General features: G+C 29.8%; 25 protein-coding genes and 1 tRNA gene. 12 read left to right on the top strand and 14 right to left on the bottom strand.

The annotated features are described in order from the left end of the window. The first annotated feature begins 52 nt into the window (after positions 1-52). Positions 53-1,540: an aminotransferase class V-fold PLP-dependent enzyme gene (locus OLM55_RS11390; RefSeq protein ID WP_264559027.1), complete on the top strand. Its 1,488-nt coding sequence runs from the start codon at positions 53-55 to the stop codon at positions 1,538-1,540. Between the two features lie 40 nt (positions 1,541-1,580). On the opposite strand, the gene OLM55_RS11385 is transcribed toward OLM55_RS11390, so the two are convergent. Continuing rightward, positions 1,581-2,456, bottom strand: a complete 876-nt coding sequence (locus OLM55_RS11385) for a lysophospholipid acyltransferase family protein (protein WP_264559026.1) — start codon at positions 2,454-2,456, stop codon at positions 1,581-1,583. Positions 2,457-2,542: 86 nt separating this feature from the next. On the opposite strand from OLM55_RS11385, the gene OLM55_RS11380 reads away from it, so the two are divergent. Beyond that, complete coding sequence (locus OLM55_RS11380; RefSeq protein WP_264559025.1) at positions 2,543-3,184, top strand: rhomboid family intramembrane serine protease; 642 nt, start codon at positions 2,543-2,545, stop codon at positions 3,182-3,184. A gap of 39 nt (positions 3,185-3,223) precedes the next feature. Here OLM55_RS11380 and OLM55_RS11375 read toward each other — a convergent pair. The 8 genes from OLM55_RS11375 to OLM55_RS11340 form a co-directional block, all read right to left on the bottom strand. Beyond that, positions 3,224-3,305, bottom strand: a tRNA-Tyr gene (locus OLM55_RS11375). A 167-nt stretch (positions 3,306-3,472) separates the two neighbouring features. After that, entirely contained in the window at positions 3,473-4,588 is a 1,116-nt protein-coding gene (locus OLM55_RS11370) for a TlpA disulfide reductase family protein (protein WP_264559024.1), read from the bottom strand. 119 nt (positions 4,589-4,707) lie between these two features. Beyond that, positions 4,708-6,117, bottom strand: a complete 1,410-nt coding sequence (locus OLM55_RS11365; RefSeq protein WP_264559023.1) for an MBL fold metallo-hydrolase — start codon at positions 6,115-6,117, stop codon at positions 4,708-4,710. A gap of 70 nt (positions 6,118-6,187) precedes the next feature. After that, on the bottom strand, positions 6,188-6,967 hold the full coding sequence (locus OLM55_RS11360; RefSeq protein ID WP_264559022.1) for a sulfite exporter TauE/SafE family protein: 780 nt from the start codon (positions 6,965-6,967) through the stop codon (positions 6,188-6,190). Continuing rightward, complete coding sequence (locus OLM55_RS11355) at positions 6,967-7,599, bottom strand: Crp/Fnr family transcriptional regulator (protein WP_264559021.1); 633 nt, start codon at positions 7,597-7,599, stop codon at positions 6,967-6,969. The genes OLM55_RS11360 and OLM55_RS11355 overlap by 1 nt, the downstream gene beginning before the upstream one ends. Positions 7,600-7,637: 38 nt before the next feature. Beyond that, positions 7,638-8,012, bottom strand: a complete 375-nt coding sequence (locus OLM55_RS11350; protein WP_264559020.1) for an FAD-dependent oxidoreductase — start codon at positions 8,010-8,012, stop codon at positions 7,638-7,640. Positions 8,013-8,125: 113 nt separating this feature from the next. After that, positions 8,126-9,133: an SIMPL domain-containing protein gene (locus OLM55_RS11345; protein ID WP_264559019.1), complete on the bottom strand. Its 1,008-nt coding sequence runs from the start codon at positions 9,131-9,133 to the stop codon at positions 8,126-8,128. A gap of 28 nt (positions 9,134-9,161) precedes the next feature. Then, positions 9,162-10,055, bottom strand: a complete 894-nt coding sequence (locus tag OLM55_RS11340; RefSeq protein ID WP_264559018.1) for an SIMPL domain-containing protein — start codon at positions 10,053-10,055, stop codon at positions 9,162-9,164. 156 nt (positions 10,056-10,211) lie between these two features. Here OLM55_RS11340 and OLM55_RS11335 point away from each other — a divergent pair, with 156 nt between their 5' ends. The 6 genes from OLM55_RS11335 to OLM55_RS11310 all read left to right on the top strand — a co-directional run bounded on the left by OLM55_RS11335 (position 10,212) and on the right by OLM55_RS11310 (position 14,725). Beyond that, complete coding sequence (locus OLM55_RS11335; RefSeq protein ID WP_264559017.1) at positions 10,212-11,114, top strand: hypothetical protein; 903 nt, start codon at positions 10,212-10,214, stop codon at positions 11,112-11,114. Beyond that, positions 11,114-11,698 carry a hypothetical protein gene (locus tag OLM55_RS11330; protein ID WP_264559016.1) on the top strand — a complete coding sequence of 195 codons (585 nt, stop codon included), beginning with the start codon at positions 11,114-11,116 and terminating at the stop codon, positions 11,696-11,698. The genes OLM55_RS11335 and OLM55_RS11330 overlap by 1 nt, the downstream gene beginning before the upstream one ends. Continuing rightward, complete coding sequence (locus OLM55_RS11325; protein ID WP_264559015.1) at positions 11,698-12,237, top strand: hypothetical protein; 540 nt, start codon at positions 11,698-11,700, stop codon at positions 12,235-12,237. Before OLM55_RS11330 ends, OLM55_RS11325 begins: the two co-directional genes overlap by 1 nt. Then, complete coding sequence (locus tag OLM55_RS11320) at positions 12,227-12,451, top strand: hypothetical protein (protein ID WP_264559014.1); 225 nt, start codon at positions 12,227-12,229, stop codon at positions 12,449-12,451. Before OLM55_RS11325 ends, OLM55_RS11320 begins: the two co-directional genes overlap by 11 nt. Then, on the top strand, positions 12,451-12,831 hold the full coding sequence (locus OLM55_RS11315; protein ID WP_264559013.1) for a YchJ family protein: 381 nt from the start codon (positions 12,451-12,453) through the stop codon (positions 12,829-12,831). The genes OLM55_RS11320 and OLM55_RS11315 overlap by 1 nt, the downstream gene beginning before the upstream one ends. A gap of 283 nt (positions 12,832-13,114) precedes the next feature. Next, a complete protein-coding gene (locus OLM55_RS11310; RefSeq protein WP_264559012.1) occupies positions 13,115-14,725 on the top strand; it encodes a class I SAM-dependent methyltransferase in 1,611 nt (536 codons plus the stop codon). A gap of 14 nt (positions 14,726-14,739) precedes the next feature. On the opposite strand, the gene OLM55_RS11305 is transcribed toward OLM55_RS11310, so the two are convergent. Further along, the gene (locus OLM55_RS11305; RefSeq protein ID WP_264559011.1) at positions 14,740-15,138 is read right to left on the bottom strand and encodes a lysozyme inhibitor LprI family protein; all 399 of its coding nucleotides are present in this window, start codon (positions 15,136-15,138) and stop codon (positions 14,740-14,742) included. 13 nt (positions 15,139-15,151) lie between these two features. Continuing rightward, positions 15,152-15,574, bottom strand: a complete 423-nt coding sequence (locus OLM55_RS11300; protein WP_264559010.1) for an SseB family protein — start codon at positions 15,572-15,574, stop codon at positions 15,152-15,154. A 112-nt stretch (positions 15,575-15,686) separates the two neighbouring features. Here OLM55_RS11300 and OLM55_RS11295 point away from each other — a divergent pair, with 112 nt between their 5' ends. From OLM55_RS11295 to OLM55_RS11280, 4 genes are all read left to right on the top strand, one after another. Beyond that, complete coding sequence (locus OLM55_RS11295) at positions 15,687-16,244, top strand: DUF6642 family protein (protein WP_264559009.1); 558 nt, start codon at positions 15,687-15,689, stop codon at positions 16,242-16,244. 145 nt (positions 16,245-16,389) lie between these two features. Then, complete coding sequence (locus tag OLM55_RS11290; protein ID WP_264559008.1) at positions 16,390-17,166, top strand: MlaE family ABC transporter permease; 777 nt, start codon at positions 16,390-16,392, stop codon at positions 17,164-17,166. Between the two features lie 12 nt (positions 17,167-17,178). Further along, the gene (locus OLM55_RS11285; RefSeq protein ID WP_264559007.1) at positions 17,179-17,955 is read left to right on the top strand and encodes an ABC transporter ATP-binding protein; all 777 of its coding nucleotides are present in this window, start codon (positions 17,179-17,181) and stop codon (positions 17,953-17,955) included. Between the two features lie 25 nt (positions 17,956-17,980). After that, a complete protein-coding gene (locus tag OLM55_RS11280) occupies positions 17,981-18,964 on the top strand; it encodes an MlaD family protein (protein WP_264559006.1) in 984 nt (327 codons plus the stop codon). 73 nt (positions 18,965-19,037) lie between these two features. Here OLM55_RS11280 and OLM55_RS11275 read toward each other — a convergent pair whose 3' ends face one another. From OLM55_RS11275 to OLM55_RS11265, 3 genes are read right to left on the bottom strand one after another with little or no spacing between them, the layout of a single operon-like run. Continuing rightward, positions 19,038-19,712, bottom strand: coding sequence for an ABC transporter ATP-binding protein (locus tag OLM55_RS11275; RefSeq protein ID WP_264559005.1), 675 nt, complete (start codon positions 19,710-19,712; stop codon positions 19,038-19,040). Between the two features lies 1 nt (position 19,713). Further along, complete coding sequence (locus OLM55_RS11270; RefSeq protein ID WP_264559004.1) at positions 19,714-20,976, bottom strand: ABC transporter permease; 1,263 nt, start codon at positions 20,974-20,976, stop codon at positions 19,714-19,716. Beyond that, positions 20,973-22,055 (bottom strand): efflux RND transporter periplasmic adaptor subunit, encoded by a 1,083-nt coding sequence (locus OLM55_RS11265; RefSeq protein WP_264559003.1) that lies wholly within the window; start codon positions 22,053-22,055, stop codon positions 20,973-20,975. The genes OLM55_RS11270 and OLM55_RS11265 overlap by 4 nt, the downstream gene beginning before the upstream one ends. Positions 22,056-22,552 lie beyond the last annotated feature (497 nt).

The raw sequence follows: 22,552 nt of genomic DNA, 5'->3' as shown, positions 1-22,552 counted from the left end.
AAATTTCAGATTATCAAAATTTCTTATCTTTGGTACCAAATATTTTTTCCAAATGATTACAACTACAGAAAAAACGCAATTAGAACTTTATTTTGATGAATTTAGAAAGCATATAATTGGTGTTGACCAAGATTTTGAAACTCCTTTCGGAACTCAAAAAATGGTATATACAGATTGGACTGCTAGCGGAAGATTATATCGACCAATTGAGGAAAAAATAATGAATGAATTTGGTCCTTTTGTTGCCAATACACATACGGAAACTACGGTTTCTGGTACGGCAATGACCATGGCATATCATGAAGCGAGACATATTATTAAGCATCATATTAATGCCAATGATAATGATGTTTTAATTACCGATGGAACCGGAATGACTGGAGTGGTCAATAAATTCCAACGTATTTTAGGTTTAAGAATTTCAGAAACATTAAAAGAATATACTACTATCCCAGAAGCTATAAAACCAATTGTGTTTATTTCACACATGGAACACCATTCTAATCAAACCTCTTGGTTGGAAACAATTGCCGATGTAGTTGTGGTTCCTTCAAATGAAGAAGGTTTGTTTTGTTTAGATAAATTTGCAATTGAGGTAGAAAAATATAAAGATAGAAGTTTTAAAATTGCTTCTATTACGGGTTGTTCCAACGTAACCGGAATTAAAACACCTTATCATGAAGTAGCTAAAATAATGCACCAAAATAATGGGGTTTGTTTTGTAGATTTTGCTTGTTCTGGTCCTTATGTAGAAATTGATATGCACCCAAAAGACCCAGAAAGTTATTTGGATGCCATTTTCTTTTCACCGCATAAATTTTTAGGAGGTCCTGGAACTTCTGGAGTTTTGGTATTCAATAAAAATTTATATAAAAATAATGTTCCCGATTGTCCTGGTGGCGGAACCGTAAGTTGGACTAATCCTTGGGGTGAACATAAATACATAGATAATATTGAAGATAGAGAAGATGGTGGAACGCCAGGATTTCTACAAGTTATAAAAATTGCATTGGCCATTCAGTTGAAGGAGAAAATGGGTATTCAAAATATTTTGGATAGAGAACATGAGTTGATTGATTATATATTTTCTGAATTAGGAAGTGTTGAAAATATTAATATTTTGGCTCCACAACATCAAGACAGATTAGGAGTGATTTCATTTTATATAACAGATTTGCACTTTAATTTAGGAGTAAAAATTCTAAATGATAAATTCGGAATTCAAACTCGTGGAGGTTGTAGTTGTGCTGGAACTTATGGGCATTATCTTTTACACGTAGACCAAGAAATGTCTAACGATTTGGTATGCCAAATAACCTCTGGTGATTTAATGAAAAAACCAGGTTGGATTAGAATGTCTATTCATCCTACAACAACAACTGAAGAGATAACTTATGTTTGTAATAGTATCAAAGAATTAGCTGCTAATCATTTAGAGTTAGCTAAAGAATATGTTTACAATCCAAAATCGAATGAATTTAACCACCAAAAGGCACAATTTAAAGAAAAAGATATGGTAGCTAATTGGTTTTCAATATAAAGCAAAAAAGGTTCTGAAATTCAGAACCTTTTTTTATATTTTATACTTGTTTTTTATGTTTCCAACGTTTGTGCGTCCATAAATAATATTCAGGAGCTTCAAGAATTTGTTGTTCTACTTTTTTCATGAACATTTCAGAAATTTCAAAATTGGGTACTTCTTTTGGGTTATCAACTAAATGTTCAAAAGTTGCTTCATAATAACCTCTTTTTACCTTCTTAGTTTTAAGAAAAATAACATTCATGTCTAATCGTTTCGCTAATAACTCAGCACCCACATGAATAGGAGTTTCAATTCCCATAAAAGTTGCCCAGTGTGTTCCTTTATGGGATTTTGGAGATTGATCACTTGCAAAACCGTAAACGCCAAGTTCACCTGTTTTCTTACAATTTTCAATAGTTGAGACTGTTTCTTTTGTTGTAATTAGTACTGCTTTAAACCTTGAACGAATAGTGTGAACGAGTTTGTCAAAATGTTTATTAGCTATTTTTTTATAAATTCCATAACCTGTGAAATTAATATGATAATTCATAGAAACCGCCCATTCATAACTTGCGTAATGTGCACAAAGTAATGCTATACTTTTGTTTTGCTTTTCCATTTCTAAATACAAATCTAAATTTGTAAAGGTGTATCTTTTTTGAATTTCTTCTTTAGAAATAGACATTGTTTTTATCATTTCTAAAAACATATCACACATGTGGCTGTAAAATTTTTTCTCTATGACTATTCTTTCTTTATCAGAGAGATGAGGTAAAGCAAGGCTTAAGTTTTCTCTAACTACTTTTTTTCTATAGCCAATTATATAATATACTAAAAGATAAACTCCATCTGAAAACATATACAGTAGTGGAAATGGTAGAATAGAAATTAACCAAAGAATAGGGTAGATTAAAATATAAAATAGTAATTGCATGAATTATTTTTTTACAAATATAGTTTAAGATTTATAAAGGATAATAGGTAAAGTATTTTTAAATTTACAATATTAAAATTAATTAAATGGATATTTTTTTACTATTGCTTATAGGTATTAATGCTGTTGTAAGTTTTAAAGGCTTTAATGATGCAGAATTCTTTAGAAAATATGAATTTCACGTGGGAAGTATTCGTTCAGGAGAACAAATAAGAATGCTTACTTCAGGATTTTTACATGGCGATTTAATGCATCTTGCATTTAACATGTTAACCTTGTACTTTTTTGCTCCAATTGTTATAGATACTTTTGGAAACTTAAACTTTTTATATGTTTATTTTATAAGTCTTGTTGCAGGAAGTTTACTTACTATGTATTTTCATAAAAATGAGTATTATTATAGAGCAGTGGGAGCTTCAGGAGCTGTTACAGGAATTATTTACAGTTCTATTTTATTGTATCCAGAGATGACATTAGGTTTGTTTTTTATAATTCCTATCCCTGGTTATTTATTTGGTATTGGTTATTTATTGTATTCAATTTATGGAATGAAAGCAAAGAATGATAATATTGGACATACAGCACATTTTGGAGGCGCAATAGGGGGTTATCTTTTTACTTTAATAAAAGAACCTAGTTTAATTGAAACCAATACTAAAATGGTTGTTTTATTAACTATTCCAATTATTATTTTATTCTATTTACATAAAACGAATAAGTTAAATTAGATATATAAAAAAAACCACTCAAAATGAGTGGTTTTTTTGTGGGGAGAGCAGGATTCGAACCTGCGAAGATGTAATCAGCGGATTTACAGTCCGCCCTCGTTGGCCGCTTGAGTATCTCCCCAGCGTTACAGTACTTAACTGTTTTCAACGGGGCAAATATAGAATTGTTTTTTATTAGTTACAAACAAAATTTGCACAATTTTTATACTTTTTTTTAAGTAATTGATAATGAAAAGCATAAAAAAATCTCCCGAAGGAGATTTTTAATGTCTTATTTTAAATAGTATATTAATTAGCTAATAATTCTTCTACTTTAGCTTTTAATTCATCACCTCTTAAATCTTTTGCAACAATAGTTCCATTAGCATCTAATATAAAAGTTGCAGGAATTGACTTTACGTTGTAAATCTCTGCAATTGGTTCTTCCCAAAATTTAAGGTTTGATATATGATTCCATGTTAAACCATCTTTTGCAATTGCTTCTTTCCATTTTGCAGCATCTTTGTCTAAAGAAACTCCTATAATATTTAATCCTTTTTCATGATATTGATTGTAAAGAGCTACAACATTAGGATTTTCAGCTCTACAAGGACCACACCACGAAGCCCAAAAATCAATAATTGTTACTTTTCCTAATGATTCTTTTAATGAAATTTCTTTTCCATCAGGATTTTTTGCAGAAAAGTCTGGAGCTTTTTTACCTATACCTACTTTAGTAAGATTTTTTAAAACTTTTAATATTTTTTGACCTTCTTTTGTTTCTAAAACTGATTTATCTAATTTATTAAAATGTTCAGATATTTCTTCAACTGGTAAATATGCTATATTTAATAAGTTTTTAAATAATAATACTGAAATAAACGAGTCTTTGTTGTTTTTAGCAAAATTTAGAGAAGAAGTGTTCATTTCATTTTGAAATTCTCTTAATTGAGCTTGAAGACTATTTACTGTTGCAGTATCTTGAGCTTGCATAGCTTGCATGTATTTCTCTTGATTTTCTGTTTGAAATTTGATAACTTTTTTAGTTATAGACTTATTAAGGTCATTAAAAGTTTGAAATGAGTCGTTATTTTTAGAGCCACCTACTTTTGAGTTTTGAGTACTGTCTTTTACAAAAGTAATTTCAATATTACCATTTTCTAATATAAAAGGCATAGAACCATTTCCTTCAAATTTTAGAAATCCAAGTTCTATTCCATTAAGTAGTTTTCCTTCAAATTTAAATTTCCCATCAGTAATTACAGTAGTATCTAAAGAAACAATTTGTCCTTTTTCATCTTGTGTTTCTATAAAAACTTTTTTTCCGTTTTCAATTCCTTCAGCAGAACCAGATATTTCATATCCATCTTTTTTACAAGAAACTAATGTTGCAATTGTAAAAAGTAAAAGTGCTATTTTTTTCATTTTTATGTTTATTTTTCGCAAATGTATTTATTTTTTCTTTTTATATCCTATAAAAAATATTAATCTTTTCATAAAAAAAATCAGGTTATTAACCTGATTTTTTTATATTAATGTTTTTTTTATTTTAAGGTTGAAGGACAAACAAATTTTGTCAAAGGTACGCTTGTTTCTCTAATACCAGCCATTCCTTTTTCTACATTTATCATGTTGTGATAACCTCTAGATTTCATTATTGAAGCCCAAATTACAGAACGATATCCTCCGGCACAATGAACATAAAAAGTATCTTCTTTTGGTACTTCAGCTAAATGTTCGTTTAAGTAATCTAACGGAATGTTAATACCTTTTTCTACTCTTTCTGCTTCAAATTCACTTGGTTTTCTTGCATCAATAACAATTGCATCATTATAGTGTTTGGCAAATTCATCAGGTGAAACAGATTGTAAATTATCTGTTTCAAAACCTGCATTTTTCCAAGCTTCAATTCCGCCTTTTAAATACCCTAAAGTATTGTCAAATCCAACACGCGATAAACGAGTAATGGTTTCCTCTTCTTTTCCTTCTGGTGTTATTAATAGAATTGGTTGTTTTACATCTTTAATTAAGGCACCAACCCATGGTGCAAAACCACCATGTAAACCTATGAAAATTGATCCAGGAACATGTTCTTTTACAAATTCATTTTCATTTCTTACATCAAGTACTAGTGCTTCTGTTTGATTTGCAACAGTTTCAAACTCTTTTGGACTTAATGGCTTATTGCCTTTTTCCATTATATTGTCTAAACTATCATAGCCCTTTATGTTCATCATTACATTTTGAGGAAAATAAGCTGGAGGTGGAGTTAATCCGTCTAGAAGTTCTGCTTTAAATTCTTCTTTAGTCATATCAGCACGTAGTGCATAATTTGTTTTCTTTTGATTACCTAAAGTATCAGTGGTTTCTTTACTCATATTTTTACCACAAGCACTACCTGCGCCATGATTTGGGTAAACAATTAAATCATCTGAAAGTGGCATAATTTTGTTTCTTAATGAATCAAATAAATACCCTGCTAATTTATCTTGTGTTAAGTCTTCAACTAGTTTTTGAGCTAAATCTGGTCGTCCTACATCTCCAATAAACAATGTGTCTCCCGTAATTATTCCGTGTTGTTTACCATTTTCATCAGTTAATAAGTAACAAGTACTTTCTAATGTGTGTCCTGGGGTATGAATAGCTTTAATTGTATAATTTCCAAGTTTAAACTCTTGATTATCTTCTGCAACTATACATTCAAAATTCGGATTTGCTGTAGGCCCAAATACAATTTGAGCTCCTGTTTTTTTAGCTAAATCTAAATGACCAGAAACAAAGTCAGCATGAAAATGAGTTTCAAAAATATATTTTATTTTTGCATTATCTTTATTTGCCCTATCTATATAAGGTTGAACTTCTCTTAATGGGTCAAAAATGGCTACCTCTCCATTGTTTTCGATATAATATGCTGCGTGAGCAATACATCCTGTGTATATTTGTTCTATTTTCATTTTTTATAGTATTTTATTTATGAGTGTAAATTTACAAAATTTGGTTGGGTTTGTTGTAACTAAAGTTACATTATAACATTTCTTTAAACAAGATAAAACAAGCCATTAGTAGTACAAAATAAGCAAATCCTTTTTTTAATTGTGTTTCATTAATAAATTTATTAAGATAACTTCCTATGAAAATTCCTATTACTGAAATTGCAGTAAAACTTAATAAAAAGATCCAATTGATGGTTAAGTTTTCAACATCTCCTAAGAAACCAATTAAAGAGTTCATCGCAATGATAAATAATGAAGTTCCAACTGCTTTTTTCATAGGTAATTTTGCGAATAACACTAATGATGGAATTATTAGAAATCCGCCGCCCGCACCTACAAGTCCAATTATAATTCCAATAAAAAAGGTTTGAATAATTAAATTTAATTTTGAGGTTTCTTTATCACTCTTTATTTCTTTTTTCTTTTTCAACATTGAAAAAGCCGCTAAGAACATTATTAATGCAAAAAATAACATCAAGAAAGTACCTTTAGTTAAGGTAAAAGAATTGACAGTAATTATTTCATTTGGAATAACGGGAACTAAAAAACGTCTTGTTAAATAAACACCTACGAAAGATGGAATAGCAAATAAAAAGCCTTTTTGAAAATCAACTAATCCTTTTCTATAATTATCAAAAGCTCCAAAAACAGATGTTGTTCCAACAATAAATAATGAATATGCAGTTGCTATTACAGGGTTTATAGCTAATATATATACTAATATTGGCACTGTTAACATAGAACCACCGCCACCAGTAAGACCAAGTACTAAACCGATTAAAAGCGCTCCTATATATCCAAATAATTCCATTAAAATTCGAGTATTTCTATTTTATTTCTGTGTAATTTAATTTTACCTTGTAATTCTAGTGCTTTTAATAATCTTGATATCACTACTCTTGATGTATGCATTTCATATGCGATTTGTTGATGCGTATTGTTTATTTCAGTATTTCCTAAAACTTTAGCTTTATCTGTTAAGTATTTGTATAAACGCTCATCTAAATTCATAAATGCTAAAGTATCAATTGCTTCAAGCATTTCTTTTAATCGAATATTATAACTGTCAAAAACAAAGTTTCTCCAAGTCTTGTACTTTGTCAGCCATTCTTCCATTTTTTCAACAGGAATCATTAACAAAGAACCATTTGTTTCGGCAATTGCTCTAATTTTACTTTTAGATTGCCCCATACAACAAGTTAATGTCATTGCACATGTATCTCCTCTTTCAAGAAAATATAAAAGTAATTCATCTCCATTTTCGTCTTCACGAAGAATTTTAATTGCTCCTTCTAAAAGTAATGGCATCGATTTTATATAATCGCCAATTTCAATTAAGTAATCATCTGCTTTAAATTCTCTAAAACTTGCAACTGATGCAATTTCATCAATTAATTGTTCTTCAAATATATATCCGTATGCTTGTTTTAATATTTCTTTCATTGTACTTTTTTAGTAAAGATACTCTAAATATAATTTCTCTAAAAATTACATTTTTCTCTTAATCCTTCAATTCCGTTTAAATCATAAACTAAACCTGGTGATAAAACTAAATAATCATAAGCAATAGAACCTTCTTTTTCAGTAGTTAAACTATTGTTTTCTGGTTCAAGTGTAATAACTTTATCCTTAATCCAAGTAACGCCTTTTGGAATTACTGATGAAGTTGGGCGTTTTGTTTTTTCAAAATTAAAAGCTCCGCCTCCTACAAGTGTCCAAGCAGGTTGATAAACGTGTACTTCAGAAGGATCAATAATAGCTATATTTAAACTTTTATCTTTACGTAATAATTGTGCAGCAGTCATAATACCAACCGTTCCAGCACCAACAATTACAATTTGGAATTTGTTAGACATAATTTTAGAAATTGATTAGTTATGTAAATTTAAGAATCAATTTAATAAAAACTGTAACAATTGTTACAAAACAGAAGAGTGCTCATATTGAACACTCTTCATTAAATTTACCATTATAAATTTAATGGTTTAACATCTCCATTTGCTGTTATGATATAATACCTGTTGTTTCTAATAATAGTGTTTTTAGGTAATTGGTCTTCTTTCAGCTTTATTTTAATAGTTAAATCGTAAAAGATTTGAATAGTAGGTTCTGTTATGTCGGCGTTTACTACAAAAGTGTGTGTTTTTGCAAGAGCAGCATCATAAAATTGCGTATTGTTTTTTCTTACATTATTTACAGTACTTTCGGGCTCGAAATTAATACTAGCTTGACTAAAAGCAGAATAACTTCTGTAGCTTTCCATTGGATAAACTGTATTATAGCCTTCTGTTAATGATTTTTCTTTTTTAAATAAATCGGTATTCATTATCGCAGAATAATTGGTTAGCATTTGTTTGTATTCTTCTGCGGCTTTTACTTGTAAAACATCTCTAATATGATCTAAGTTACTCGTTACATAATCTACTTTGGCTAAATCATAGATTTCTTGTTTGGCGCAAATATTCATAATGGTATTTAAATCATTGGTTTTTTTAAATTTAATGATTAAGTTTTTCTTCAGCTCAAATCCAGATGGCTTTTCATTATAGGTTTTTGGATTGAATATTTTTTTCTGAATTTCATAATCGTAAAGTGGGACAAAAGAAATCATATCAATAATAACTTCAATTTCAGGATTGAAAGCTGTTATTGACTTTACAACACTTTCTAATCGTTCATCCATAAGTTTGGTTGTTTCTTCTGCGGTTTTACCTATTTGTAAAACACTAAATACGGCACGTTGTGAAGTAGCTTTTTCATTATAAATGCCTTTAATACTAATGTACATTTCATTTTCGTTCCCTGTAGTGGTTTGAATAGTGTTTACTTGGTTGTTTTGGTACTGATTTTGGTAATTGTAGTTGCCACTTGATAGTGTTTTAGCTGATTCTGAATTAGCATTTCCTGAATGCTGAGCAACCAAAGAAGTTGTAGTAAGAACAACTAATAGCGAAAGTAATTTTTTTGCGTTTTTCATGATAAATAAAATTTAGTTTAATAATTGATTATAAAGAAGTGTCTATTTTATAAGTAATGGTAATGGATAACTCATATTGAATTCCGATTTCGGACTTAGCAGCATTTATTACTTTGTCAAAATCTGAAGTATCTTGACCTTCATAATAATATGTTGTGTTTTTGCGTGCTAGTTTTTTTATGAAGTTTTGGTTATGATTGCGGTACAAGGTTTCAATTTCCGAATTCTCATACGCTTGGTATTTCTTGTATTGGGTTTTAGGAAAGTAAATTCCAAAATTTTCAGTAGCATTTGGAGTTCCAATGATTCTTTTTCTAAAGGCTTTTGTATAGGTTTCTTTTTTTAATTCGGCTATAGCCAAAGCTTCAGTAAACAAATGACTTCTTATTTTTAAAACATCGTCATTGGCATAATCAACTTTTATGATGTCATAAATTTCGTGTTTAGAGGCTAGTGAAATTATTCTTTCAATGTCATTAATATTCGTACTTGAAATGATGATGTTCTTTTTTATCTCAAACCCTTTTTGAAATTGTTCAGCTTTATTGTTTTCTAAACTGTAATCATATACTTTCATCTGACTTATAAAATCAACATAAATGTTTTCTTTTTTAATTTTAAGAGTATTCAAGTCATTTGTAAAAGCATTAATTCGTTTATTGAGATTGGTATTACATTCTAAAACAGTTTCCGCTTCTTCATTAGTTCCAAGCATTATGGTGAAAGCGTCCGCTTTGTTATTGAGTAATATTTTTACATTTACTACTAGGTGATTGTCATTAATTGTAATGGTATTTCTAGGAGAAGAACTATTCTTATTATAAGAATTGTAAACTTCATTTCCGGTAACTTGATTTCCGCTTATTTGTGCACTCATTACAGATAACAATAGAAAGCAGCTGATAGTTAATTTAGTTTTCATATTTTTATTTTTTAATGTTGATAGGGCAAACATACTTTTGCTTTTCAAAATAAGTTTAGCAAAACCACTGTATAGGTTCTGTAATTGTTTTTCAGTACTTTTACAGTCGTTTTACAGCAATTAATTAAAGGGTAGAACTAACTTTACCAGAGGTTTATGACAGATATTAATGTTTTTTATGAATTGAAAAAAAGTGTTTTAGAACACTATAAAAAACGTTACCCTTATTTTGAGGGAAGCTGGAAAAACTTTACATCGCAAGACATTTTAAATTTGATTGATGATGTACAAGTACAAACCAAAAACAGTGTAAGTGAAAAGTGGATTTACACGCATTTAAAACCTGAAACCAATGAGAAATTACCAAGAAAGGATATGTTGGATATTTTTTCTCAGTACGTAGGAACTTCAGGTTGGGATGAGTTTAAATTTCAGCCAATTCATAATGATGATGAAGCAAACCAAATAATAGAGCCATCTAAACGTAAGAAGTATTTTATTTTTGGATGTATAACTGTTGTACTTTTTGGATCTGTTTTTTGGAAAATGTATTATAAAAACAATCAACTACAAACCATACAGTTAGAAGAGAAATTCAGTAACGATAGTATTTCATCGAACTCTACAAAAGTGTATGTTGTTGAAGATAAAGTGGAGAAAGAAGTAGAACTGAAAGATTCAAAAATTGAAGTCGATAAAAATGCTCAAGTAGTCATTAAAAGTCCGTTTTATAAAGAAAAGAAAATTGACTTAACACAAACTCCAAATGTGGATAAAGTGAGTTTACAACCCAATGATTATTCCAACATCTTACAAGGATTTATAAAGAGCGATATAAAAGATTGGCAAACAAGAAAAGAGCAATTGCAAAAGATTTTGCACGATAATGTAGAAGTAATTGTAATGCTAAAAAACAATTTAGGAGCAGAATATTTTAATAAGAATGAGTTTTCCCAAAAATTAATCATTCCAACTCCTTCTTTAAAGAAAATGAAAATAGTAGAAGTAATTAACGATAAGAACAATCAAATTACTTTTATTAGAATAATACAAGAATAATGAAAAAAGCAATGTACCTGTTTCTGTTATTTCCTTTTTTGATTTTTAGTCAAAGTAATTCAACTACGACTTCAAATCAAGAAAGTGTTTCTGCTAAGCAATTGAATACAAATGCAGGAGTTAAGATAAATAGCATTCAAAATCAGTTTTCAAATGCTTCAATTGTAGAATACCAAAACCAGGCAATAAATACCATTAAAGATTTTTACAATTATATTAATTTATATCATTCTTCAGAAATTACAAACGAATTGAAAGTTGAGGTAGACAAGAGCATTCAAAATTTATTTCTTACTAATTCTATTCAATTAAAAAACGTATTTGATAGCACAGAAAAGCCAATTTCATTGAATGAATTTTTGAGTAAATGTAAAAAGCAATCAGTTGTGGTTTCAGTTAGTAATTTCAACCAAAGTAAAACTATTTCAGATTCCTTTTTTACGTTTCAATATACCATTCAGGTTACATTGAACTCTACGACTACAAGTCATACTCTTACGCAGAAAGTCTATTTTTTTCCAAGTGAAAAGCAATTTGGAGCTACTAAAAAAAATGTATGGCAACTAAAATTAGGTGAGTTTTAATGGATTATTCTAAACACAATTTTTACAAACATACCTATTGCGACTTTCAAGAAATAGCAATGGACGAAGTTGCAAATATTCCTATTAATTACAAAAGTAAGTCGGGGAGTAGCTATGCTTTTACTGATGTTGGTGTGTATCGTATTTCAAATCATTGGGGAAGAGCCGCAAATTGTAGATGGCGATTGATTTCCAACGAAAAGATAAAATCACAAACCCAAAAATGCGGTTTTGCAAAATGGACAGATTTCTACCCAAATAACGAAACCGAAAAATTGTTTTATATTGAAGTCAATTGGGACACTTTTGAAGTTAATTTTCAACATAAAAACAATCCGAAATTTAATGGTAAAGCAATTTTAAGAACAGCCAATCAAACTGCTAAAAGAATTCAAACTATTAAAGAGGTTTTACAAACAGAAAGTTGGGCAAAGTATTTAGATTACAACGATATTTCAATTTTAAGAAAAACGATAGTTGACCAATTGATAAATACTGATGATACTTTTATAAAAATGAAACAAAATTATGCCAAATAAAACAGTACTTACTAATTTACATTCAGCTATTCAAGAAGTTATTGATGCAATTGCAAGAAAAGAGTTAAAAACAGCCAGTTTAAAATTAGAAAAAATAAAGACTGAAATTGATAATTATTTAGATGCTACTTCAGATGATGAAATCTTGGTAGAATTGAGCAAATATCAAGTGTTAGCACAACATCTTCAAAACAAATTAAATGCATCAGAATAATGGAAAAATGTTATTGTGGTTCAGATAAATCCTTTGAAAATTGCTGTAAACCTTTTATTGAAGAAATTCAATTTCCTAAAACTCCAGAAGAGTTAATGCGTTCGAGATATTCAGCATATGCTATCCAAAATGCTAACTATTTAATGGCAACAACACACATTTCTCAACGAAAATATTATTCCGTTTCAGAAATTTTAGAATGGTCAAAAAGCAATACTTGGGTAAAGTTGGAAGTAATTACGGCTCATGAAAACAGAGTAGAGTTTAAGGCGTATTATTTAGATGAAAAGTTACAAGCGAAAATTCATCATGAACATTCTACCTTTCAATTAGATAATAATAAATGGTTTTATGTTGATGGAGAGTTCTTAAGTGATTAGTATTAACTCGTAGGTTACAATTATTAAAAACGTCAGTTCGAGTATTTTTTGTGCAGTAAAACGGAACAAAACTTCTCGATACGCTTCGCACTCGAAGTGACGACTATCGAGAATAGTTTTTAATGAAATTTTTCTTGTTCTTGATACGATTTTCTATCGAAAATCACTCGAATTGACGAAAAATTGTCATCAAAAACTAATTACACCAAACAGTTAAAGTAATAATTACATAAACAGTTAATTTACCAGACTAATTTCTTATTTTTGGTAAAACTACATTTTTATGATAAGCGATAAAAAAGAATTAAGACAACTTATATTTAGGCATTTAGACGGTTTAGTTATTGCACCAGTTGCCTTTTGTTTACATAAAAAAGGGGTTTTAGACATTTTATTACAAAAAAAGGATATTACTTTAGCAGAACTGGTTCAGTTGACTAAAGCGAATGAAGGGTATTTAAATGTAGCATTACGAAATTTAGCCTCGCAAGGATTTATCGACTATCACGTAAATACAACTTCAAATGTAATTACTGTTCAAACCAATGCTAAAAGTGCTTATACCTTTTCTCTTTTTCCTTTATATGAAGACGTTGTAGCATTATTAACCGAAACTGATATATTTACTTCAGTAGAAATAAATGCGACTTCGATTGAAAGATTAGAAAAAGTTTTCAAGGCGTATGCGAATAACTTCAATATTACTTTTTCAAATGATACAAATGAAAAAGAAATTCAACTTCAAATATTAAAACATATTGAAGGCTATTTAGTTGGGCCAGCTGTTGTGAGCTTAGGAATGACAGGTATGTTTCATAATTACTTTATGGAAACTTCTTTTAGTGCAGAGGAATTTCATAAGCAACCAGAAGTTTTTAAAATCATACTCGACTTTTTCGTTCATTTAGAATGGTTTACCAAGAAAAATAATAATTACCAGTTTACCGATAAAGGATTGTTTTTTGCCAAAAGAGCCACTGCTTATGGAGTAACCGTTTCTTATTTGCCAATGTTTAAGCATATTGAAAAGTTACTTTTTGGAGATGCAACTGCATTACGTAATATTGCTCAAAATGAAGATGAAATTCATGTAAATAGAGAAATGAACGTATGGGGAAGTGGAGGAGCACATACAACCTATTTTAAAGTAATTGACGAAATCATTATTGAATTGTTCAACAAACCCATTGCCGAACAACCAAAAGGAATTTTAGATATGGGTTGTGGTAACGGTGCTTTTTTGCAGCATATTTTTGAGGTGATTGAACGCCAAACCAAAAGAGGTAAAATGCTCGAAGAATATCCGTTATTTTTGGTTGGAGCCGATTATAACCAAGCGGCTTTAAAAGTTACAAGAGCCAATTTAATAAAAGCCGATATTTGGGCAAAAGTAATTTGGGGAGACATTGGTCGACCTGATTTGTTGGCACAAGACTTGAACGAAAATTACAATATCGATTTAAAAGATTTATTAAACGTAAGAACCTTTTTAGATCATAACCGCATTTGGCAAGAACCTAAAAACACTACTCCAAATAGAATAAGTAGCTCTACGGGTGCTTTTGCGCATCGTGGTGAATTAATTACAAATAATGCAGTAGAAGACAACTTATTAGAACATTTAAGCAATTGGGCGCCTTATGTGCATAAATTTGGATTATTGATAATAGAATTACATACCATTGCTCCGCAATTAACAGCAAAAAATATTGGAAATACAGCAGCAACAGCTTATGATGCTACGCATGGATTTTCCGACCAATACATTGTTGAAATTGACGTGCTGCATAAAATAGCTGCCGAAGCGGGTTTGTTTCCAGATCCTTTATATTTTATGAAGTTTCCAAATACAGATTATGCAACCGTAAGTATTAATTTATTGAAAGGAAAATAATGAAGATTATAGAGTTAATCCTTCATTTTAATACTACCTAAACATACTTCGTCTTCTTCAATTCCTACCAACCAAATTTTTAATTTGTTGGTGCGTTGCTCGGTCATTTCTGCCAAGATATAACTTCTACACATTGGGTAAACACTACCGTAATGAAGTAATTTGTCTTCTTTTGGAAATCGCATTTCAATTTCGGCATCACGAAACTGAATCCAAATGTTTTGTGCTTTTTTTAGATTAATAATGAAGTCTTTTTCATTACTGTATTCTTTCAATATTTTGTTGTAGACCAAATTTAGTTCCGCATCTTTTTCTTTATAATAAGCAAAAGCATCCTGATTCATTTCAGATTGCGTTTGACCAAAAGTAATTTGGCAAAAAGCGAATGTTAAAAAGCAAAGTAGGTATTTCATGAATTAGTAAAATTTACTTCGAAATAGTTCTTCCCAAAACAAACATAGTTTCTTGATTACTATCAATAATAATTTTTTCAATATCATTTTGCATAGCAATTTCTAAAACATCTTTAGCAGGAATTGAAACAAAAGGTTTCGTTTCTTGCGACCAAATCGTTAATGCTGCTTGAGAAGTAAACACACCCATTACTTTTTGATTTTCTACTTCAAATACCGATGTAAACGTCATAGGAGTTCCTTTTTCAATCGTAGACCATCCGTTTTCATCTCTATTTTCTCCTTTTACAGGCTCTGCAGTAGGAACTACTAAAAAAGCATTATCGCCTTGTAATTCTTCAAAAACAGCCATAAAAGTATCTTGATTTTGATGGGCTTGAAAGGCTTTAATATTTTCTAAAAGTGCGGTATTGTTTGGGTTAAAATTGTCTTGCATTGTCTATTTTGTTTTCTAAAAAGACAAAAATAAGGAATCCTAATTTCTTTTTTCAGTCAAATTTGGTTTATTTGCAATCTATTGCTTATTACAACTCAAAAAATAGTTTTATTTGGATACACAAAAGTTTATTTATTGTCTTGAAAATGTAGTTGATATTTCAGAAAACACTACGAGTATTATTTTACCTTCCTTAGAAAAATTAGCTTTAGATTTTGGAGTTGCAAATGTACATGCTATTTGCGATTCTATTGAAGGCTTTGAAACCAGTTTAAGTACTTTATTTTATGAAGATCGAAATTTTAATGATTATCAAATAATTTATTTGGTTTTTAATGGAGAAAATAATGCCATAGAAATAGATGGGTATTATTATACTTTAGAAGAAATAGCTGAATTTTTTGAAGGAAAATTGACCAATAAAATCATACATTTTGCAAACACCATGCGTTTGGAATTAGAAGCCGATACAGCTCAATTTTTTTTAGATGTTACCGGAGCAAAAGCAATTTCAGGATATAAAAATAAAACCCCAATTCTAAGCAGTATAATTGATAATCATTTTTTTGCTTTGTATCAAGATTTTGATGATGTAGTTATATTAGTTGAAGAACTGTATAAAAAACATGCTTTACTATCTGATAGTATGGGTTTTCAGTTGTATTATTAAATTAAAGATGTCTTTTGTAAATTATTGATTTTTTGTTTTCTAAATGTTAAATTGAGGATTAACAGTAAGAAAAATACAATCTTAGCTAATAATTACTTAAATTTATAAATATTAGTTAATAGTACTTAAACTAACTAGTTTATAAATGATACAATCCTTTCCAACAATAACTAAAATAAAAAACTTTTTTATAGAAATAGGAGATATAACTTATTTTTCAAATCGATTTTTTAAAGAACTATTTAGTAAGCCTTTTGAATTTAAAGAATTCTTAAGGCAATGTTATAATATGGGTAATAAGTCCTTAGGTTTAGTTTTAATTACAGGCTTTATCATTGGATTGGTTTTAACTTTACAAACGCGTCCTACATTAGAACAATTTGGAGCTGAAGCATGGATGCCATCTATGGTTAGTATTTCTCTTATTAGAGAAATTAGTCCTATTATAACAGCGCTAATTTGTGCCGGTAGAATAGGTTCTGGAATTGGAGCTGAATTAGGTTCTATGCGCGTTACCGAACAAATTGATGCTATGGAGGTTTCAGGAACCAATCCATTTAAATATTTAGTAGTTACTAGAGTTTTAGCCACCACATTAATGGTGCCTATTTTGGTTATTTTTGGTGATGTTATGGGATTATATGGTTCTTATCTTGTTGAAAATTTAAAAGGAGATGTATCTTTTTTTCTTTATTTTAATAAAGTGTTTAATGCTATCGAATTTAGTGATTTAATTCCGGCCACTATTAAAACTTTTTTCTTTGGTTATGCCATTGGAATAGTAGGGTGTTATAAAGGATATTATTGTGAAAAAGGAACGGTAGGAGTTGGAATAGCAGCTAATTCTGCGGTTGTTTATACTTCTATGTTGTTATTTATTATTGATTTTATAGCCGTTTTTGTAACCGATATTTTTATCTAATCTTTAAAAAAAATGGAACAAATAAGTAAAAACATAAATGAAGAAGATAAAGTTGAAAAAAAACCTATTCTAGAAATAAAAAATTTAAATAAAAAATTTGGCAATAATCAAGTGTTAAATGGTTTTAATTTAGAATTGTTTGAAGGGGAGAACATAGTTATTATGGGAAAATCAGGCTCTGGAAAATCGGTTATGATTAAATGCATAATTGGATTATTAGAACCCGATTCTGGAAGTATAAAAGTAATGGGGCAAGAACTAACAGATTTAAAGCAAGCCCAATTTGATGTCGTGAGAAACGAGATTGGTTTTTTGTTTCAAGGCAGTGCTTTGTATGATTCTATGACAGTTAGAGAAAACTTAGAATTTCCACTAAGACATCACAAAGATCGATTTGAAACAAATATGGATAACACCGCATTGGTAGAAGAAGCCCTAACTAATGTTGGTTTGCTGCATGCTATCGATTTAATGCCTTCCGAACTTTCCGGAGGAATGAAACGTAGAGTTGCCATTGCAAGAACTTTAATCTTAAAACCTAAAATCATTTTATACGATGAACCAACTAGCGGATTAGACCCTATTACATCTAAAGAAATTATTCAATTAATTAAAAACATACAACAACAATATAAAACGTCTTCTGTAATAATTACACACGATGTAGATTGTGCACGAGTTGTGGCCAACCGTATGATTTTGTTAATTAACGGAAAAAATTACATAGAAGGAAATTATACGCAACTAAGTCAATCTAATGATGAAAATGTGAAAGCATTTTTCAAATAAAATAAAAAGTAAATAAATTATATTTATGAAAAAAACAGCAAGTGAAAAATTCAAACTAGGACTTTTTGTAGTAACAGGTTTAATATTCTTTACAGTTGGAGTTTACTTAATTGGAGAACGTCAAAATATATTTGGAACAAACATTCTTATAAGTGTTGAGTTCCCAAATGTCAACGGCTTACAAAAAGGAAATAATGTTCGCTATTCAGGAATTAATGTTGGAACTGTTGAAGAAATATCTATGCTAAATGATTCCGTTATCAAGGTAGATTTATTAATAGAAACAAACATGATTTCCCACATTAAAAAAGACGCTATTGCAACCATTGGAACCGATGGTTTAGTAGGAAATATGATTGTTAGTATTATACCAGGAAAAGGGAAAGCAACAAGTGTTAAAGCTGGAGATTTTATTAAATCTTATACAAAAATAGGTGCTGACGATATGCTAAACACTTTAAGTGTTACCAATGAAAATGCGGCATTATTAACAGTTGATTTATTAAAAATTACAAATGCTATTAATAGTGAAAAAGGAACTTTAGGAATGCTTATTAATGATAGTGTAACTTCAATTAATTTAAAAGAAACTATTGTTAGCCTAAAAGAAACCAGTTATAAAGCTTCCAAAGCTATGGATGATATAAATACAAAAATTGCTGCCATAAATCTTGACAATAGTGTAGCTGGTGTTTTAGTAAATGATAAGGCACAAGCCCAAAAAATGAAAAACATCATTACTAATTTAGAAGTTTCAAGTCAAAATATTAATAAAACTATTGATAGTATTAATAAAACCATTACTCAAATTAAAAATGGAAAAGGTGCTGTAAATTATCTTTCTACTGATGAAGAATTTGTCAAAAACTTAAATCAAACCATCAAAAACCTAAACGAAGGCACAGATAAATTCAATCAAAGTATGGAAGCTTTAAAGCACAATTTTTTACTGAGAGGCTATTTTAAAAAGTTAGAAAAAGAGGAAGCAAAAGATAAAGCAAAGGAGTGAGTGCTTATTTAGTATTCTTTATTAAAACAAGTGCTTTTCTATAAACGTGTAACTAATTTCAAAACACTATTTCCTAACTAACAATCCTACCATCCTCCATCATAATAATACGATCCGTTCGTTTGGCAAAATCTTCATCATGCGTTACAATTAGCAAAGACATGTTTTCTTTATCGCATAATTCTCTAAAAATTTTAAACACATTATCGGCATTAGAACTGTCTAAATTTCCTGTAGGTTCATCACCCATAATAATAGATGGATTATTAATAAGCGCTCTTGCAATGGCAACCCGTTGTTTTTCACCACCAGAAACTTGCGAAGCTTTCTTTAAAGCCAAATGTTCAATCTTTAAAAGCTTTAGCTTTTCATAAGCATCTTGTTCTATTTCCTCTAAGGATTTTTCTCCTAACTTTTTAGCAGGAAGCATTATGTTTTCCAATACGGTAAAATCAGCCAATAAATAATGAAACTGAAACACAAAGCCAATATGCTTATTTCTAATATAGGAAAGCTGTTCACTGGTTTGTCCACTTATAACTTCATTGTTTAAAAGTATATTTCCTTCATATTCCGTATCCATGGTAGAAAGAATATAGAGTAGGGTAGATTTCCCACAACCCGATTTACCCATAATAGAAACAAACTCTCCTTTTTCAATTTTAAAGTTAATGTCTTTTAAAACTTGAAAACGAACAGGCTTTTCAAAATACTTATTAATGTTTTGTGCTTCTAAAACGGTACTCATCTTATTGTCCTCTTATAATTTTTACTGGATCTATTTTTTTAGCTTTTTGAGCAGGTAAATACCCAGCAAAAAACGTGGAGATTAATGCAAACACAATTCCGATACCATAAAACCACGGATTAAAATTAATAGGATAGGTTTTCACCGTAGGTAAAGCTTCTGTTTCAAACGGAATATGACTTATGCCTAAAGATAATCCAAACCCCAAGAGGAGCCCTAAGATTCCACCTATTAAACCAATTATCATGGCCTGACTCATAAATATCATTTGCACATCTTTACCTGAAAAACCTATGGCTTTCAATATCGCAATATCGTTCATCTTTTCATAAATAAGCATATTCAAAATATTGTAAATACCAAAGCCAGCTACTATTAATAAAGTTATGGAAACGGCATAGGTAATTAAGTTTCTTACGGTCGTTCCTGTTTCAAATTGAGCATTTGCGGTGTTAATGTCTATGGCTTTGAGTTCAAATTGACGTTCTATTTTTTTAGCCATGGGTAAAGCCATATCAATATTGTTTAGTTTAATATTGATATCTGTAATATAATTTTCTGCTTCACCTAAGATGCGTTGAACGGTTTTAAGATTGGTAAAACTTTGAATAGCATCTATGTCAGAAATACCACTTTGATATAATCCTACAATTCTAAGCGGAAAAACATCTCCTTTAATCGTACTAATCTGAATTCGATCACCCACATGAAGTGACATTTTTTTAGCTACTCCAATGCCCAGCAAAATTCCGTTTTCATTATTGTGTAAAGCTTCAACCGAACCTTCAACAATATAATCTTTTAAGTTGAATAACTTAGCTTCCTCTAAAGCGTTAATTCCAGTTAAGTTACCTGCAATTTCTATAGAACCTGCAATATAAAATATTTGCGCCTTTATTTGCGGAAGAGCACCTTTTACATTGCTATCTTCATTCAAATGCTTCATTAAAGGCAAAGCATTGTGAATTTTTTTCTGACTCAGTTTGGGTTTAATAGAATGAATAATAGTTGTACCGCTTGCAACTTTGTCATACAAAGCGATAGGTTGTTCCTTAGAAGGTTCTATTTCGTTATAAATATGAATATGAGGCGTTTGGTTCATCATTAAGTCATCTAACATAGTATTTAAACCCGTCATAAAACTAACTAAGGTAATATAAGCACCTATCCCAAACATTACGCCAAGTGCAGCCACAGAAGTCTGTTTAATTTTAGTAATTAAATGCGTTTTAGCAATCGTTAAAATAACAGCCCAATTAATCATTTGTCAGCTTTATAAAGTAATGTGGTTTCAGTAATTCCAGACAATATTTCTACATATTCCATATTTCGCAGCCCCGTTTTTATAGTCACTAAACCGTCAGCCGTTTTTACTTTATCATCATCTATTAAATAATCCAAAGGAATAGTCAGCACATTTTTACGTTGGTCAATAACTATATTTGCCTCACCAGATAACCCCGGATACAAAACTTTGGGTTGCATATCAAAAACAGCTTCTACCTTAAAAGTTTGATTACGTTCATCTTTTTTGGGTAATATCTTAGTCACTTTAGCAGTAAAAACGTCACCTTTATAAGCATCTAAATTAAGCACAACCTGTTGGCCTATTATAACCTTTACAATATCTACTTCATCTACCAGCATTTCTATAATAAATGAACCATCACTTCCTAAAGTCGCTATCGAAGTTGAGGTAGTAATAAGTTCGCCTAAATTTTTATGAATAGCATACACCTTTCCGTTAATACTGCTTTTAATCGTATAATCTTTAGTAGCAACTAGTGTACTATTGTAATTATTCTTAGCCTGTTTTACTTGAATATACAATTCATTCTTAGTACGATTCAACTTACTTTGTAGGGTAATCAAATTATTTTTAGCTAAATCGTAATTCAACTTTTTAGTATCAAATTCTATTTTGGAACCTATTTTTTGGTCCCAAAGATTCTTCTGTCTAAAATAGTTAATAGAATCATTTTTAAATTTTAATTGTGCAGCATTAATTTCGTCCTTAATACTTTGCAATACCGTAATGCCACCACTATAATTATCAGTAGCTAAATCCAAAGCCAACTTAGCATTTTGTGCATTCAACTCAGGAGCTGTATTAGTAACCTTAAACAAGGCTTCATTGTTCATCACCACATCGCCTTCTTCAACAAAAGTTTGTTCAAGTATCCCCGATATAACAGCATATACTTCATACAAACTATCAGGTTGTATAATAACCGAACTGTATATAGATTCGGTCATGTTAATGCGTTGAGGCATAATAGGCTTCTCCTTTTTACAAGAAACAAACAACAAACTAAATATAAACAATAGGATGAGCTTTCGCATGTATTATTCTTTTTATAAAGATAAAGATACGCTTTCTATGACTATAACTTACTGATAATTGTCATGACTATTTTTTTTATATGATAAGAAACTTGCAACAAGAGGAAAAAAAATGGAAAGAAAAAAATCATTCATAAAGAATAAAAATTTCCTCAAACTATTCTGTATTATAATCATAAAGCACAGCGCCTTTACTAAATAAAGCTATGTGTTTATAAATACACGATTTATCAATACAAGAAGTTAGCGAGGTACAAAGTTGAAAATCGCTTGCTAACTTCTGTAAAAGCAAAAATACAAAAAAAACATCTCTTTTTAGCTCTCCAGTAATTTCTCCCCAATTATTTTTTTTAATTTATTTTCTCCGTTTACGGTTTTCCGTAAAATAATGGGTTGGTTTTAAATTACTTTTGAAATCATAAAGAAATATTACTTAATTTAAATTAAAACAGAAATTTTCGGTTTTTTAAACCAAAAAATTTATATAATGTTTCCCT

Origin of the sequence: Flavobacterium sp. N2270, from assembly GCF_025947225.1 — a bacterium.
In the GTDB taxonomy this organism is placed as follows: Bacteria; Bacteroidota; Bacteroidia; order Flavobacteriales; family Flavobacteriaceae; genus Flavobacterium.
Note: the sequence above shows the minus strand (reverse complement) of the source record. Positions and strands in the feature narration are given on the sequence as shown.

What these genes read in the sequence shown, in the direction of transcription:
- OLM55_RS11280 (WP_264559006.1), top strand. Translation starts at nt 17,981, where the DNA reads ATGAAAAAAACAGCAAGTGAAAAATTCAAACTAGGACTTTTTGTAGTA.
- OLM55_RS11330 (WP_264559016.1), top strand. Translation starts at nt 11,114, where the DNA reads ATGAAAAAAGCAATGTACCTGTTTCTGTTATTTCCTTTTTTGATTTTT.
- OLM55_RS11270 (WP_264559004.1), bottom strand. Translation starts at nt 20,976, where the DNA reads ATGATTAATTGGGCTGTTATTTTAACGATTGCTAAAACGCATTTAATT.
- OLM55_RS11360 (WP_264559022.1), bottom strand. Translation starts at nt 6,967, where the DNA reads ATGGAATTATTTGGATATATAGGAGCGCTTTTAATCGGTTTAGTACTT.
- OLM55_RS11385 (WP_264559026.1), bottom strand. Translation starts at nt 2,456, where the DNA reads ATGCAATTACTATTTTATATTTTAATCTACCCTATTCTTTGGTTAATT.
- OLM55_RS11365 (WP_264559023.1), bottom strand. Translation starts at nt 6,117, where the DNA reads ATGAAAATAGAACAAATATACACAGGATGTATTGCTCACGCAGCATAT.
- OLM55_RS11390 (WP_264559027.1), top strand. Translation starts at nt 53, where the DNA reads ATGATTACAACTACAGAAAAAACGCAATTAGAACTTTATTTTGATGAA.
- OLM55_RS11290 (WP_264559008.1), top strand. Translation starts at nt 16,390, where the DNA reads ATGATACAATCCTTTCCAACAATAACTAAAATAAAAAACTTTTTTATA.
- OLM55_RS11285 (WP_264559007.1), top strand. Translation starts at nt 17,179, where the DNA reads ATGGAACAAATAAGTAAAAACATAAATGAAGAAGATAAAGTTGAAAAA.
- OLM55_RS11315 (WP_264559013.1), top strand. Translation starts at nt 12,451, where the DNA reads ATGGAAAAATGTTATTGTGGTTCAGATAAATCCTTTGAAAATTGCTGT.
- OLM55_RS11265 (WP_264559003.1), bottom strand. Translation starts at nt 22,055, where the DNA reads ATGCGAAAGCTCATCCTATTGTTTATATTTAGTTTGTTGTTTGTTTCT.
- OLM55_RS11345 (WP_264559019.1), bottom strand. Translation starts at nt 9,133, where the DNA reads ATGAAAAACGCAAAAAAATTACTTTCGCTATTAGTTGTTCTTACTACA.
- OLM55_RS11340 (WP_264559018.1), bottom strand. Translation starts at nt 10,055, where the DNA reads ATGAAAACTAAATTAACTATCAGCTGCTTTCTATTGTTATCTGTAATG.
- OLM55_RS11320 (WP_264559014.1), top strand. Translation starts at nt 12,227, where the DNA reads ATGCCAAATAAAACAGTACTTACTAATTTACATTCAGCTATTCAAGAA.
- OLM55_RS11370 (WP_264559024.1), bottom strand. Translation starts at nt 4,588, where the DNA reads ATGAAAAAAATAGCACTTTTACTTTTTACAATTGCAACATTAGTTTCT.
- OLM55_RS11380 (WP_264559025.1), top strand. Translation starts at nt 2,543, where the DNA reads ATGGATATTTTTTTACTATTGCTTATAGGTATTAATGCTGTTGTAAGT.
- OLM55_RS11305 (WP_264559011.1), bottom strand. Translation starts at nt 15,138, where the DNA reads ATGAAATACCTACTTTGCTTTTTAACATTCGCTTTTTGCCAAATTACT.
- OLM55_RS11335 (WP_264559017.1), top strand. Translation starts at nt 10,212, where the DNA reads ATGACAGATATTAATGTTTTTTATGAATTGAAAAAAAGTGTTTTAGAA.
- OLM55_RS11355 (WP_264559021.1), bottom strand. Translation starts at nt 7,599, where the DNA reads ATGAAAGAAATATTAAAACAAGCATACGGATATATATTTGAAGAACAA.
- OLM55_RS11350 (WP_264559020.1), bottom strand. Translation starts at nt 8,012, where the DNA reads ATGTCTAACAAATTCCAAATTGTAATTGTTGGTGCTGGAACGGTTGGT.
- OLM55_RS11300 (WP_264559010.1), bottom strand. Translation starts at nt 15,574, where the DNA reads ATGCAAGACAATTTTAACCCAAACAATACCGCACTTTTAGAAAATATT.
- OLM55_RS11325 (WP_264559015.1), top strand. Translation starts at nt 11,698, where the DNA reads ATGGATTATTCTAAACACAATTTTTACAAACATACCTATTGCGACTTT.
- OLM55_RS11275 (WP_264559005.1), bottom strand. Translation starts at nt 19,712, where the DNA reads ATGAGTACCGTTTTAGAAGCACAAAACATTAATAAGTATTTTGAAAAG.
- OLM55_RS11310 (WP_264559012.1), top strand. Translation starts at nt 13,115, where the DNA reads ATGATAAGCGATAAAAAAGAATTAAGACAACTTATATTTAGGCATTTA.